Raw genomic sequence first — 13,713 nt, 5'->3', positions numbered from 1 at the left:
TGGCTTAAGGATCTATATTGAATTCTCTTCAATTTCCAAGTTCTATGGTACCATCATCCTCTGGATTGGTTCTTTTAGTCTCTCCAATTTTAACAACAACATCTTTATCAATTCTATTTTTGCTCTCAAAAGTTTGTTCGCCTGGTCTTTCTATTTTTTTAGGGTCGACAAGTTTTTTTTCAATACTGATTACTTTATTCAATTCACATTTTACACTTACCGATATTGTATAGGCCAATGCAAAAGCCATTAAAATTGTAGATTATAAAATTACGACTGACTCAACCTTTTCCTTTATGGCAAAATCGTAAATTCAAAATTTATTTGTTAAGCAGCCAACTATTCTTGCAACATTCATAGAGTACTTGTCTCTTACATCACTATCAACATTTCCTTTTGATGTATTGTAACTCACCTTAACCAATCTCCTGTCTTTTAATTTATCTACTAATTCATCTGTTAAAACAACCTTCATTTCTGCAATCCAAAAAGCTGTGTTAAGTTTTTTAATTGTTTTGTGCTCTGCGACAACATCATTAAAATTATCTAGTTTGATTATATCGTCGTCTGAAGTTTTGAGCATGATCTGATCACCTTTTTTAAAACTAAAAGTATTATAACTGAATATCTTAAATACTAATATTTTAGTATTCTCCTGTACCATTCCATATACAGTTGCGCTGTCTGAGAATTCACCTTTACTGTAAAGAGCCTTAGGTTTAAGCTTTACCACTCTTTGATTTGTATTCTCGTCAATTTTATTTTTAAGATATTCACAATCGTATTTTGCATTCGGATCAATCTCACAAGGTTTTACATTACAACTTTCAATTTCTTTATTAACCTCAATCTCAAATTTATCTCTTCCTTTTAATTGTATATAAAAAATTTGAGATTCTGTGTCCTGGAATATCTTTTTTATTTTATAGTTCGATCCCTTATAATTAATTCTATCACCTGACTTATATTTAATTCCATTGTCTGCTATATAACTTCGATGTGCTACTCTCTGTGCTGACAATTGTACAGATATAAACAAAATCAATATGTATAAATTTTTCACTTTTAAATTGGTTTTAATTTTAAGCTCAAAACTACTAACAAATCCTACAAAGTTGAATACGGTAAAACCACAAACTTTTCTTCGAAAAAGCAAGTATATTACGGTTTTCCATAAAAATATATTACTACTATACAAATAAATATTGTATATAAATATTATTTGATTATTCAAACAAATTTTGACCATTATATAAACTTTCTTAATTGGGGTATATGAGAATATGGGTATGGGATATAAAGAAAGTAAGTTTAACTTTACCTTGTTTACGGTTTAATGCAATAATTGCTAACTTTTATTTTCTACATACAATGCTTAATCATACAATCCATATCCTATAGAGAATAAGTTTAAATCATAAAATAAAGCTAAATAATGGGGAGATTTCTACTTTATAGATTGGGTACCGAAAAAACGTTAATAAGGTTACTTTTCATTTTTATATTCTCCTCTTCTTTTTGATATTTCCAGATTTTAGATCTAATTTCCATCTTTAATATTATTAGGAAAAACATTTTAACATTTACAGTTGGACCATCTGCAGCTAATTTACCTGATATCCACTTCGGTGATTCTCTGATGACCCTTGCTGCTTTGTTATCAAGTAAAGGGTGTATTTTTTTTGTAACTCTGACCGAATCTTGAACCACCATCCCTTCTTTGTCAATTACAAAAGTGACGCCCACTTTTCCTTCTATACCTTTTCTTTTTGCAGCTTTCGGATATTTCAAATTCTCTCTAATGTATTTGTAAAATTCTCGTATTCCTCCTTCGAATTTTGGTGTGACCACGACATGGCCATAGAAGTCATCAGATATTTGAATGTTTTGCCCAAATCCTATTTGACTTGAGAAGGCTATTAATGACATTGCTAAAAAAATCTCATTTGTAATTTAATTTAAAAGTAGTTAAAAATTTATATTCATAACGGTTATGAAACTACTTTACATTTGTTTTTAAATATCATCACCTTAATCCCCTTTCTTAAAAAGTAAGGCAACCCCTATAAAAAATAAAACAGCTCCCGAAATAAGAAAATAATTAACCCCCGGCCAATGTAATATCTTAATAAGTGCTCCCAATAAAAACAATAACACTCCTACTACAAGAAGTACTATACTGATTACTTTTGTTGTATTCATTTACTATATCCTAACTTATGCTAATTTCCCCAAATTAGAAATAAGATTATTATTTAATTCAATTACAAGACTAAAATATAATTTATATACGAAAACCAAACATTTATCTATTAAATTTTACTTGTACATTTAGCGCCAATCTAAAGAAAACTACTCCCAAACACCAAATAAAACATTAAAAAACAACAAGTTAAACACCTAATTACTACTCCTACAAATTCATATCTTAACAACTTTTAAAAAGTAAAAAAAATATGGTTTTTCTGTATTTAATTAAAAAGTAAACTCTTTTAAATTTGATTTCTTTTTAAAACTGAAAAACGCGTTATGAAAAAATTACTCCCCCTATTTGTATGCTTCATCCTCATTCTTTGTAAAAAAGAGGATGAAATAATAATATTTGAAGGAAAACAATCAGATTTAATTGGTGTTTGGGTCTTGAAAAGTGCAAATTTAGGAGGTATTGACCTTGAACTAGATGAATGTCGAAAACAAGAAACTATTACCGTAAATAGTATGGGGGATGCTATTTGGAAAAATCCTGGACTAATCACAGATTCTTGCGACCCTGTTGACAAAAAGCTTAAATTTCTTGCGCTTAATTCTAACTTTACTATCAAATATGAATCTGAAACCATTACATATCACGGAAAGTTTTTAGAACCCGGTATGGTCGAAATTATTTCGATTTTTAAAATAGATGAACTTGAAACAAAGTCTATTTATATATTTACTAAAAAATAGATATACCCAAACTCATCGGTCACATTATTGATTGATTTGCTTTAATTGGTCATAAATCAGATGCTGAGAACTTATTGTATTTTTTTGACCAGTACTATATTGATTCGTCTGCATTACATCAATATTTCTAGCTTTTACAGTATCATTAAGCTGAAGCCTTATTATTTCAGAAATCTTTGTAAATATATGTTTATCCAAGATTGGTCTAATAACTTCAATTCTATGATCCAGGTTTCTTGTCATCCAATCTGCAGAGCCTATAAACATTTTTTCCTTTCCTTTATTCGAAAATAAATATACTCTTCCATGTTCTAGAAACCGATCTGCAATGCTGGTGACATATATATTTTCGCTTTGCTCTTTTATTTGAGGCACCAGACAACAGATACCTCTTACCTGTAATCTAATTTTACTCCTGCATTACTTGCCTTATATAATAAGTTAATCATTCTCTTATCTTGCAGGTTATTCATTTTTGAAATTGTATATGCCTCCTCCTCTGCTTTAGCATTATCAATTTCATTCTCTACCAGTGTTCTAAATTTACTATGGGTTGTAAATGGAGATACGAATAGTTTTTTACATTTAGGAATAATTAGTTTTCCTTCTAAAACCTGAAAAACCTGTAAGATTTCTGAGGTTATTTTTTTTCTTGCAGTCATTAAACCAAAATCTGTGTAAATTTTGGATGTTTTTTCATTAAAATTCCCTGTACCTATGTAACAATATTTTTTTGATGCTTCTTCTATTTCTTTTTCTATATAAAGAGTTTTAGAATGCACCTTAATCCCGGGGTAACTATATTTTACAATCGCTCCGTTTTCTTCTAGCTTCTTACCTCATCTAATATTATTCTTTTCATCAAAACGAGCTTTGGTTTCTATAAAAACATACACTTCTTTTCCATTCTTAGCTGCTTGTAAGAATCCATTTGCTATTAATGAATCTTTAGAGACTCTGTATAAAGTGGCTTTTATTTTGGTAACACTGGGATCATTTGCTGCTTCTTCTACCAGCCTCACAACATCTTCAAATGATTCATAAGGAAAACTAAGTGATCTATCTTTTTCATCTATCGCAGTTAGTATACTCGAACTATTCTGCAGTTCTTTATTACGAATCGGTATTAGTTCTTTAAAAATCAATTTCTTTCCACCCAAATTAGGAAAACTAAAAAAATCTTTAAAGTTGTGATAAGTGTTTCCTCTAACGGTATCAGTTTCATTAATATCAAGCGTTTGTTTAATAGCATCAATAGTGTTTTTTGGCATGAACTGATCTATCAATGCTCTAGTGACTTGTCCGCTATCCCGATTGGGTAATGACGCTTTTATTTTATCTAATAAATTTCCAGAATATTCGCTTTCTATATAAAGTTCTGCACTCCTAGAGATTTTAATTGCATAAAAATCGGTCTTATATTGCTCTTTTAGATTATATTTTAGGATATCATCAATAAATAAAACCTCAAAACTTTCCTTTGTATTAGGCATTGTAATAAACCTAGGGATTTCTGGATTAATTTTAAACCAAATAAAGTCATTTTTATTAGACATCCCTACTAGGTATATAATTTCATTTTTTACAAAAAGATTGTCTTCACCTATAGTTAATACCCCCAAATCATTGCTGTTCTTCTTATAATATTCTATACAAAACTCAAATTGAGCTTTTTTATACATATCTAAGAATAGTAGGTTGATGTTTGCCTTTTGTAAATCAGGAATAATTTCTGTGTAAAAAATTCTTCCAAACTCTTCTTGAAGTATAAATTCATAATAATTCTTTTGATATTGTTAAAAGTTTTGGTATAACTATTGAAGCATATTCACTATAAATGGTTGCTTTTTTAAAATTGTTTCAAGGATTTTCGAACATCATTTCAAACAATTTTAATCATAATCTTTGACCAACTTACCAAACCTCATATTTTCACTTAAATTCCTCTATTTTCACCTAATTAAAAATCATTTTGTAACTTTAAAGTGCACAATCAATTCATGTATGCCTTTTAGTATCCAACAATTCAAAATTCTATCCGAAAAAACATTACTGTTTTTTATTGTATTAAAAAAAGATGGTACAATACTAGACTTTAACCCCAGATCAGAGTTATTATTTCCAGAATCAAAGTGTTTGATAAAGGGAACTAATCTTGAAGGTTATATCGCAAATAAGGAAGGCTTCAAGTTTAAAAAGCTGCTATCATCTTTATCCAGTTGCGAGCATATAGAGGACACTTCGCTGTCACTTAGTTTTCCTTTGGGACAAAAAACTCCTATTATCCTAAAAATTAATTTTGAGCTTTATGATGATGTCATACGTGCTATTGGAATGGATATAACCAAAGAATCACTAAGTAATCAGGCACTCTCTATCACCTCTGAAAGTAAAAAAAGACTACAAGCCATGGTTAACAATGGTTTTGCATATATGCTATTGCTTAACACAGATGGTGAAATCTTAATGACAGATAAAAAATCTCTGTCTATTATTAAACGAGATTTTAATGTTGACCCAACTCTACAAACTTGTCGTTTTATTGATGTAATGCCTATTAATTTTAAAAATTCTTTTGCGCATGAGTTTAATGAGGCTTTAAAAGGAAATCATGTAAAAAAGGAAATTGAGCGTATTACAAATAAAGGCAACATACAATGGTTAGAAGCGCAGTATACTCCAATTTTTGATCAAGAAACAATTATAGACTCTGTTTTGGTTAGCTTTCATGACATCACAGAACAAAAACTTGCAGAAATCGCTATAAAGGAGTCACACATCAAAGAACAGGAGTTAAACAATCTAAAATCAAATATTCTATCAAACTTTAGCCATGAAATCAGAACACCTTTGAACGGTATTATGACTCTAAGTAAGCTAATCGTTGATGAGCAAAATCAAGAAGAAAAAATCATGCTTTTACGATATTTGGAAGAAAGCAAAAATCGACTGTTGGATACAATTAATAATTTATCCAATCTTAGTGAGGTAGAGGCTATGAAAAAGAATATCAATTTACTCAAACATGATGTAAATTTTACCGTCGAAACTTCGTTTAGAGAATACAAACATATGGCAGAAGCCAAAAATCTTTCTTATAATTTAGTACTAGATACTACCTCTCCATATATCAAAATAGATAACGGACTTTTTAAAACTGCACTAAATAATATTATACATAATTCTATTAAATACACCAATACGGGAGGTATAATAGTGAAAGTATATTCAAAAAAATCCAAAAATAATGTTTATATTTCGGTAACAGATACTGGTATTGGGATAAATAGGGAGAACCTTAATAGGATATTTGAACCATTTATACAAGAGAGTATTGGTTTTAGTCGTAAGTATGAAGGAACAGGTATTGGATTAAGTTTGTCTAAACGATATATCGAGATACTTGACGGAGAAATAACGGTAGAAAGTAAAGTAGGTATAGGTACAGAATTTTGTATCATAATTCCAGAATGGGTATGAATGTTCTCTATGTAGAAGACAATAAAATTAATGCAATGGTAATGGATAAAATGCTATCCAAAAATGACTCTAATGTTATTATTGCAGAAAATGGTCCTAAAGCTCTTAAGGTGGTAAAAGAGAAAAGCCTAGACCTCATCCTGGTAGATATTAATCTGGGACTTAATCAAATGGATGGATGTGAATTACTGCAACGTTTACGCAAACTGGATTTTTTAAATGGAATTCCGGTATTTGCGGTTACTGCTTATGCCATGCCAGGAGATGAACAGCGCTTTATCAATATTGGATTTGACAGGTATTTCTCAAAACCCATAAATTTTGATCAATTAGTATCGGTAATCGCTAGTATTGGTAATTCTTTTAATAAAAAAAGAAAAGACTAAAAAATTAACTTTTCAAAATACCGGATTTTTCTTATCGTATTTGGTTAAATTGTATTCCCAACTGTTTTTCGAGATCTCGAATAGCTTTTATTTCTGGGCGTGTTATTAATGCCAAAGAAATCCCTGTTTTGCCAGCTCTTGCAGTTCTACCGCTTCGGTGTGTAAAATATTCTATTTGATCTGGTAATTGATAATGAACAACAAATGCCAGATTAGCAACATCAATTCCTCTTGCAGAAACATCGGTAGAAACCAATAACTGTATACTTTTATTTCTAAAAGCTCTCATTACCTTATCGCGATCTTTCTGAGTCATCTCTCCTTCTAACAATCCAACCTTATAGTTTTTGGCTAATAATTGTTTAGAAAGTGTTCGAGCAACAACTTTGGTTTTTGTAAAAACAATTCCTCGTCCGACTTTTTGAGATTTCAAAAAATAGGTCAAAGTGTCTAATTTATTAGCTTCATCACCTACAACAAACTGATGATCGATTCCGCTATTAAGAGCATCATCCTTGTCAATACTTATTTTTACAGCACTTCTATCTAAATAAGAATTTATGATTTCATTTAATGAAGAAGGAATAGTTGCAGAAAAGAGCCATATATTTCGACTTCCTTTTGTTTTTGAAAGTATGGTAGTAAGATCTTTTTTAAATCCCATACTCAACATTTCATCTGCCTCATCCATTACTAAAACCTTAATTTTAGAAATATCAATTGCTTTTCTATTGATAAGATCAATTAATCTCCCTGGTGTAGCAACCACAATATGAGTTGGACGTTTTAATCTAGAAAGTTGTCTTTCTATTTTCTCTCCTCCATACACAGATTCTGTAAATATCTTATCAGTATATTTGGTATACTTAAATAATTGTTTTGCTATTTGTTGACCCAATTCTCTTGTAGGAGCTAATACCAACGCTTGCACATGCTTTTTAGTAGGATCTATTTTAGATAGTAAAGGGACTCCAAAAGCAGCAGTTTTACCTGTTCCTGTTTGAGCCTTACCTAAAAAATCGGTAGGTTCATTCATCAAGATCGGGATGGCCTGCTCCTGTATTTTTGTTGGATTAATGATTCCTATTTCCTTAAGACCTTTATTAAGATCTTTGGGTACCCCTAACTCTAAAAAAGTCATAGCTATTTGTTTTAAGCTACAAAAGTAATCCAATATCTAGATTAAATAAGAAAATAACAGGGAGATTTATTTTATTACAATAAATTTATTAGCAAGTAATATTCATAAAATATATAAACAATTGCCTTTTAGAAGAAAGGCCTTTTTTATGAAAATGAGATCTATTCATACAAAATCCACCAGAGCAGTTAAAATCAGAATGATTTTCTGATGACAATACATCCATAAGTACTATTTTATCATGATCATGATTTACGCGATGGTCTTTTTCTTGAATAACATTTGAATCGTAAGAAAAAACCTTCTTTTCAGACATATCCAACTCTAAATGAGATACTAGATTATCATTTGTTTTGTGTAAAGAGTCATATGGGGTAACTGTTTGGGCATTACCTAAGCCCATTACCATAAAAAAACTCAATAAAAATAAAGATCGTAAAAGTGAATTCATATTGTTTAGTTTTTAGATTATGGGGTAATTTTTGATTGTAAATTAAAGGCGAATCATGGTAAAAAATTCGATTTCCTTATCAATAATTTTTAAAATCGTCGACAAAGTACAAATTTAATCGATAAAAAACAAATAAAATTATACAAAACCAATGAATACATTATGGTAAAACCATAAAAACCAATACTTTACAAAAACAAAAAACTAAAATAATGTAAGATTATTAGACGTATGACCGGGAATATGAAGCCCTGTACCTAAATGAGTATTTAATTTTTTAATGAAATAACCTGCTAATAAAGGAGACTCTACTTCTAGGTTTTGATGTACAAAAAAATGTATGTTACTAATTCCTTGATCTTTCCAAACCTTTAAACGTGCTACCCACTCGTCTAACCTAGAATAATCGCTAGCATGGTTAGCCCCAACATATCTTATAAAAGCCTCATTATTGGTTAAGCGCATATGTAATAAATCCCTTCTTCCTGCCGTATCTGTAATAATATTGGATATATTATTATTTTCAAGTAACTCATACAACTCTGTTGCTACCATGCTATCATTAAACCAATCTGTATGTCTAAACTCAACAGCTAAACGTATTTCCTTTGGCCATTGTTCTATAAACCTAATAACCCGATCAAAATTCTTGGGACCAAAATTACCATGCAATTGTAAAAAGACGGTCCCTAATTTTTCTTTTAAGTGAATCACGTTAGCACAATACTCATCTACATAAGGTTGTACATCTTCATTTAACCTCTTTAAATGAGATATATTTTGAACCAATTTAGGAAAAAACTTAAATCCTTTCGGTGTTTTAAGATACCATTTTACAAATTGATCTTCAGGAAAAATCCTGTAAAACGTTGCATTAAGTTCTATGCTGTTAAATTGAGATGAATAATATTCTAATTCGTCCTTGGTACCTCTGGGGTAAAAGCCTTTTAAGTCCTGTCTATTCCATTTGGCACAACCAACATGAACCGATAAGTTTCCCGAAGCTGTATTTTTCAATACATGTTCGGTATCTTTATGATCTTGAGGTAGTCTAAAATCTATTAGTTCGGGTTGTGTTACTTTTCCAAATTGCATTTTGTACGATTAAAAGTGTAACAAAAATACATTTCGATTGACTCATATAACAATAATCTTATAGAAAATTGATGTAATGAGCACATTAATATTATTAATAATTGATTTTATCGTTGTTATATTTACTACACTTTTACATTGTTTATAAGTAGTTTAAAACTCTAATAGCCCATGTAATTTTTGCGTATAACTATTGTGTATTTTTAGTAAACCTTCAAGTATTATGGAAAATAGGGAAACAAATTTATTAGCAATGAGGCCGCAGTTATTAAACGCAAGGGTTTCTGGAAACATGTCTAGCGACGAGCAATTTCAGAACAAAACCATTCGCCCAATTGTAAAATTACAAGGAGATTTATTAATCGAAGTTTTTAAAAATTACATTCGTAAAAGAAAAAATACTTTTTACGGATTATCTCTGGAAAAGCGTTTCGATTTTGTAGAAAATGCTATCCAAAAAGACATGAAGTTTAGAAACAGTCTAAAAGGTATGATTATTGGGCAATTTACAGTTGAAGAATATGCCATTTACACCAAAAATTCTTCTGCTCTCAATAAACGTATGATGGGCATTGTTAAAGAACGGATACAAGATAACATACAATTATTAGAATATCCCGTATCAAAATTAAAAACAGGATGATAACATCCTGCGAATTCTAATACCACTTTACTAATCATACATACCATAAAATCCAGATTTTATGGTATGTATGATTTCAAAAATAGTATCTCTGGAAATTATTTTTCTAGATAAGAGATTACATTTCCTTGTATTCTTGATGATATATCAGTAACATCTGCTTTATTAAAGGAATTACCCGTTATATTTTCATATAACTCGATATAACGCTCTGACACAGAATTTATATATTCATCTGTCATTTCAGGAATTTGTTGTCCTTCTTTTCCTTGAAACCCATTTCCAATCAACCATTGTCTAACAAACTCTTTAGAAAGCTGTTTTTGTGGTTCTTTTGCCTGTTGTCTATCTTCATAACCATCTAAATAGAAATAACGAGATGAATCTGGCGTATGAATTTCGTCTATTAAAACGATTTTACCATCTTTGGTTTTTCCAAATTCATATTTGGTATCAACCAAAATCAATCCTCTTTTTGCTGCGATCTCTGTTCCTCTAGTAAACAATTTTCTAGTATAATCTTCTAAAACTATATAATCTTCTTCAGACACAATTCCTTTGGACAAAATCTCTTCTCTAGAAATATCCTCATCATGCTCTCCATTATCTGCCTTTGTAGATGGTGTTATAATTGGCTCTGGAAACTTATCATTTTCTTTCATCCCTTCTGGCATAGCAACACCACATAACATTCTTTTACCCACTTTATACTCTCGCGCAGCGTGCCCCGAAAGGTACCCTCGTATTACCATTTCTACCTTAAAAGGATCGCAAAGATGTCCTACCGCAACGTTTGGGTCTGGTGTAGCAATTAACCAATTTGGCACTAAATCTTCGGTTTCTTTCATCATTTTGGTTGCAATCTGATTAAGAATCTGCCCTTTAAAAGGAATCCCTCTTGGCATTACTACATCAAATGCAGATAAACGATCGGTAGCTATCATCACTAATAAATCATCGTTTATAGAATAAACCTCTCTTACTTTTCCTTTATATACCGATTTTTGGCCCGGAAAATTATAGTTTGTATCAACTATTGTATTCATTATCAATTTTTGGTTCAGACATCAAACCTATATGATTCGATATCAGCTATTATTATCCATTACTATTTTCAATATTCTTATAAGCAGCTATTACCTTTTTAACTAACTTATGACGAATTACATCCTTATCATCCAGATATATCATCCCAATACCAGGAATATCCTTAAGAACCAATAAAGCTTCTTTTAACCCAGAAATAACACGTCTTGGTAAATCTATTTGTCCTGGGTCACCTGTAATAATAAACTTCGCATTTTTACCCATACGTGTTAGGAACATTTTCATTTGGGCATGCGTTGTATTTTGAGCCTCATCAAGAATTACAAAAGCATTATCTAACGTCCTACCTCTCATAAATGCCATAGGGGCAATCTGTATCACTCCTTTTTCTATAAAGCTATCTAGTTTCTCACTAGGAATCATATCTCTAAGTGCATCATACAAAGGCTGCATATAGGGATCTAATTTTTCTTTAAGATCTCCTGGTAAAAATCCCAGATTCTCACCCGCCTCAACTGCTGGTCGGGTCAAAATAATACGTTTTACCTGCTTTTCTTTTAGAGCCTTTACCGCCAATGCAACTCCGGTATACGTTTTTCCTGTACCTGCAGGGCCAATAGCAAAAACCATATCGTTCTTGTTACAGGATTCTACTAATTTACGTTGATTTGCAGTTTGCGCTTTTATTAATTTACCTCCTACTCCATGCACCAACGTTTCACCACTATTAGCAGAGGTTTCATAATCTGCCTGACTCTCACTGGTAAGTACTCGCTCAATCGCATTTTCATCTAGTTTATTATATTTTCCAAAATGATCAAGGAGCATATTGAGACGCATATCAAATTCTTCAAGCATATCCTCATCGCCATATACTTTCATTTTACTACCACGCGCCACAATTTTTAACTTAGGGAAGTATTTTTTTAATAATTGAATATTACTATTCTGAAGTCCAAAAAACTCTTTTGGATTGATTTCTGTAAGTTCTATAATAAGTTCGTTCAAAAGCTATGCAGATTTTAGTATGATTTTTTTTTAGGATTACCTAATTTTGCTACCGCTGTTTAATTTTTGCCGGGAAAACAAAATAAAACACACAACAAAATTAAATTATTGTATAATTCTATAGATTTTACCATTAAAAAATAACGGTTTTATCATTATTTTGTGATCCAAATTAAAACTTTGAGTAATTTCATAACAAATTTACATATTTTTAAGTGCTTACAACCAAAAGATATTAACAATTCTTGTACATGCCAATACTAACCTTAACGACAGATTTTGGAATCAAGGATCATTTTGTATCTGCTATCAAAGGAGCGATTTATACCGAGCTACCTGATGCCAGAGTTGTTGACATATCTCATGAAATCTCACCATTTCATATTACAGAAGCTGCATATATTATACAAAATGCTTATAAAAATTTTCCAAAAGGAAGTATTCATATCGTTGGTATTGATAGCGAGCTTCATCCAGAAAATAAACACATCGCTGTTTTACTAGATGGACACTATTTTATATGTGCAAATAATGGATTAATCTCATTAATTACTTCTCAGTTTAATCCAGAAAAAGTAGTAGAAATTAATATTCATGATACCATTGTATCAAATTTCCCTGTTCTAGATGTATTTGTAGCAGTTGCATGTCATATTGCGCGTGGAGGTACGTTAGAGGTTATAGGAAAAGTAATTTCTGAAATAAAAACAATTAAAGGAATCACTCCTATTGTTAATGTGGGAGGTACTCAAATTGTAGGTAGTATCATTTATATTGATAATTATGGAAACCTTATTACTAACATCACAAAAAAAATGTTTGATGAAATAGGAAAAGGAAGAAAATTTAAGATTACTGCACGCAACGCCGTGTTTGAAAATGTATATCTACGGTATAGCGATGCCATTAACTTTACTATTGAAAAAAGCAAGCGTGAAGAAGACGGAAAAAAATTAGCGATTTTTAATTCCTCGGGGTATTTAGAATTAGCTATTTATAAAAGTAATCCAAAAACAGTAGGTGGAGCATCTAGCCTTTTTGGGTTACATTTTAGAGATACTGTGAGTGTAAGTTTTGAATAAAACGACCTTCATTCATCATCAAAACACGTTATAAAACTAAAAAGAGGAGTAAACATATATATTTTCCTCAAAACGAAAAAAAATGATTGTACGAATTGTAAAAATGGGGTTTATTACAGAAGAAATTGAAGCATTTTTAACGAATTTTAACCAGCATAAAGATCAAATACGAAATTTCGAAGGTTGTACACATTTACAATTATTAAGAGATGAGCACCAAAACCATCAGTTTTTCACCTACAGTCATTGGGAATCAGAAACGCACCTCAATAACTACAGAAACTCTGCGTTATTCAAAAAGGTCTGGGCAAATACAAAAGATAAATTTTGCCAAAGACCCGAGGCCTGGAGTACAAAACAACTATAGTTTTATAAAAAAAGTAGCATTGCATATCACAAATCAATCTATAAATAATATATAATAAGACATTAAA

Annotated in this window: 15 protein-coding genes and 1 pseudogene; 6 read left to right on the top strand and 10 right to left on the bottom strand. The window is 30.7% G+C overall.

All coding sequences use genetic code 11. The annotated features are described in order from the left end of the window. Nucleotides 1–28: 28 nt before the first annotated feature. From ABW636_RS02410 to ABW636_RS02395, 4 genes are all read right to left on the bottom strand, one after another. Nucleotides 29–250: a hypothetical protein gene (locus ABW636_RS02410; RefSeq protein WP_367588359.1), complete on the bottom strand. Its 222-nt coding sequence runs from the start codon at nt 248–250 to the stop codon at nt 29–31. A 63-nt stretch (nt 251–313) separates the two neighbouring features. Then, nucleotides 314–1,063: a hypothetical protein gene (locus tag ABW636_RS02405; protein WP_367588358.1), complete on the bottom strand. Its 750-nt coding sequence runs from the start codon at nt 1,061–1,063 to the stop codon at nt 314–316. Nucleotides 1,064–1,452: 389 nt separating this feature from the next. Further along, complete coding sequence (locus ABW636_RS02400; protein ID WP_367588357.1) at nt 1,453–1,929, bottom strand: energy transducer TonB; 477 nt, start codon at nt 1,927–1,929, stop codon at nt 1,453–1,455. A gap of 102 nt (nt 1,930–2,031) precedes the next feature. Then, nucleotides 2,032–2,202, bottom strand: a complete 171-nt coding sequence (locus ABW636_RS02395; protein ID WP_367588356.1) for a hypothetical protein — start codon at nt 2,200–2,202, stop codon at nt 2,032–2,034. 327 nt (nt 2,203–2,529) lie between these two features. Between ABW636_RS02395 and ABW636_RS02390 the strand changes: the two genes are divergently transcribed. Further along, nucleotides 2,530–2,946: a hypothetical protein gene (locus tag ABW636_RS02390; protein WP_367588355.1), complete on the top strand. Its 417-nt coding sequence runs from the start codon at nt 2,530–2,532 to the stop codon at nt 2,944–2,946. A gap of 24 nt (nt 2,947–2,970) precedes the next feature. Here ABW636_RS02390 and ppk1 read toward each other — a convergent pair. Further along, nucleotides 2,971–4,628: pseudogene (ppk1, locus tag ABW636_RS02385) on the bottom strand (polyphosphate kinase 1). Nucleotides 4,629–4,950: 322 nt separating this feature from the next. On the opposite strand from ppk1, the gene ABW636_RS02380 reads away from it, so the two are divergent. Then, on the top strand, nt 4,951–6,426 hold the full coding sequence (locus tag ABW636_RS02380) for a sensor histidine kinase (RefSeq protein ID WP_367588354.1): 1,476 nt from the start codon (nt 4,951–4,953) through the stop codon (nt 6,424–6,426). Then, nucleotides 6,423–6,812 carry a response regulator gene (locus ABW636_RS02375; protein WP_367588353.1) on the top strand — a complete coding sequence of 130 codons (390 nt, stop codon included), beginning with the start codon at nt 6,423–6,425 and terminating at the stop codon, nt 6,810–6,812. The genes ABW636_RS02380 and ABW636_RS02375 overlap by 4 nt, the downstream gene beginning before the upstream one ends. A 31-nt stretch (nt 6,813–6,843) precedes the next feature. Here ABW636_RS02375 and ABW636_RS02370 read toward each other — a convergent pair whose 3' ends face one another. The 3 genes from ABW636_RS02370 to ABW636_RS02360 form a co-directional block, all read right to left on the bottom strand. Next, nucleotides 6,844–7,953 carry a DEAD/DEAH box helicase gene (locus tag ABW636_RS02370; RefSeq protein ID WP_367588352.1) on the bottom strand — a complete coding sequence of 370 codons (1,110 nt, stop codon included), beginning with the start codon at nt 7,951–7,953 and terminating at the stop codon, nt 6,844–6,846. Between the two features lie 88 nt (nt 7,954–8,041). Continuing rightward, entirely contained in the window at nt 8,042–8,404 is a 363-nt protein-coding gene (locus tag ABW636_RS02365; RefSeq protein WP_367588351.1) for a hypothetical protein, read from the bottom strand. Between the two features lie 204 nt (nt 8,405–8,608). Next, the gene (locus ABW636_RS02360; RefSeq protein ID WP_367588350.1) at nt 8,609–9,499 is read right to left on the bottom strand and encodes a DUF72 domain-containing protein; all 891 of its coding nucleotides are present in this window, start codon (nt 9,497–9,499) and stop codon (nt 8,609–8,611) included. Between the two features lie 223 nt (nt 9,500–9,722). Between ABW636_RS02360 and ABW636_RS02355 the strand changes: the two genes are divergently transcribed. After that, a complete protein-coding gene (locus ABW636_RS02355; RefSeq protein ID WP_367588349.1) occupies nt 9,723–10,142 on the top strand; it encodes a glyoxalase in 420 nt (139 codons plus the stop codon). 98 nt (nt 10,143–10,240) lie between these two features. Here ABW636_RS02355 and ABW636_RS02350 read toward each other — a convergent pair whose 3' ends face one another. Together ABW636_RS02350 and ABW636_RS02345 are read right to left on the bottom strand one after the other, a co-directional pair. After that, complete coding sequence (locus ABW636_RS02350; protein ID WP_367588348.1) at nt 10,241–11,188, bottom strand: phosphoribosylaminoimidazolesuccinocarboxamide synthase; 948 nt, start codon at nt 11,186–11,188, stop codon at nt 10,241–10,243. Between the two features lie 52 nt (nt 11,189–11,240). Next, nucleotides 11,241–12,197 (bottom strand): PhoH family protein, encoded by a 957-nt coding sequence (locus ABW636_RS02345; RefSeq protein WP_367588347.1) that lies wholly within the window; start codon nt 12,195–12,197, stop codon nt 11,241–11,243. A gap of 251 nt (nt 12,198–12,448) precedes the next feature. Here ABW636_RS02345 and ABW636_RS02340 point away from each other — a divergent pair, with 251 nt between their 5' ends. Next, on the top strand, nt 12,449–13,279 hold the full coding sequence (locus tag ABW636_RS02340) for an SAM hydrolase/SAM-dependent halogenase family protein (protein ID WP_367588346.1): 831 nt from the start codon (nt 12,449–12,451) through the stop codon (nt 13,277–13,279). An 82-nt stretch (nt 13,280–13,361) separates the two neighbouring features. Then, a complete protein-coding gene (locus ABW636_RS02335; RefSeq protein ID WP_367588345.1) occupies nt 13,362–13,646 on the top strand; it encodes a putative quinol monooxygenase in 285 nt (94 codons plus the stop codon). Nucleotides 13,647–13,713: the final 67 nt, after the last annotated feature.

This window comes from Aquimarina discodermiae (genome assembly GCF_040786235.1).
In the GTDB taxonomy this organism is placed as follows: Bacteria; Bacteroidota; Bacteroidia; order Flavobacteriales; family Flavobacteriaceae; genus Aquimarina.
Note: the sequence above shows the minus strand (reverse complement) of the source record. Positions and strands in the feature narration are given on the sequence as shown.

Excerpts from the sequence above, each read along its gene's own strand:
- ABW636_RS02410 (WP_367588359.1), bottom strand. The coding sequence starts at position 250 with ATGGCTTTTGCATTGGCCTATACAATATCGGTAAGTGTAAAATGTGAA.
- ABW636_RS02400 (WP_367588357.1), bottom strand. The coding sequence starts at position 1,929 with ATGTCATTAATAGCCTTCTCAAGTCAAATAGGATTTGGGCAAAACATT.
- ABW636_RS02395 (WP_367588356.1), bottom strand. The coding sequence starts at position 2,202 with ATGAATACAACAAAAGTAATCAGTATAGTACTTCTTGTAGTAGGAGTG.
- ABW636_RS02390 (WP_367588355.1), top strand. The coding sequence starts at position 2,530 with ATGAAAAAATTACTCCCCCTATTTGTATGCTTCATCCTCATTCTTTGT.
- ABW636_RS02380 (WP_367588354.1), top strand. The coding sequence starts at position 4,951 with ATGCCTTTTAGTATCCAACAATTCAAAATTCTATCCGAAAAAACATTA.
- ABW636_RS02375 (WP_367588353.1), top strand. The coding sequence starts at position 6,423 with ATGAATGTTCTCTATGTAGAAGACAATAAAATTAATGCAATGGTAATG.
- ABW636_RS02370 (WP_367588352.1), bottom strand. The coding sequence starts at position 7,953 with ATGACTTTTTTAGAGTTAGGGGTACCCAAAGATCTTAATAAAGGTCTT.
- ABW636_RS02365 (WP_367588351.1), bottom strand. The coding sequence starts at position 8,404 with ATGAATTCACTTTTACGATCTTTATTTTTATTGAGTTTTTTTATGGTA.
- ABW636_RS02360 (WP_367588350.1), bottom strand. The coding sequence starts at position 9,499 with ATGCAATTTGGAAAAGTAACACAACCCGAACTAATAGATTTTAGACTA.
- ABW636_RS02355 (WP_367588349.1), top strand. The coding sequence starts at position 9,723 with ATGGAAAATAGGGAAACAAATTTATTAGCAATGAGGCCGCAGTTATTA.
- ABW636_RS02350 (WP_367588348.1), bottom strand. The coding sequence starts at position 11,188 with ATGAATACAATAGTTGATACAAACTATAATTTTCCGGGCCAAAAATCG.
- ABW636_RS02340 (WP_367588346.1), top strand. The coding sequence starts at position 12,449 with ATGCCAATACTAACCTTAACGACAGATTTTGGAATCAAGGATCATTTT.
- ABW636_RS02335 (WP_367588345.1), top strand. The coding sequence starts at position 13,362 with ATGATTGTACGAATTGTAAAAATGGGGTTTATTACAGAAGAAATTGAA.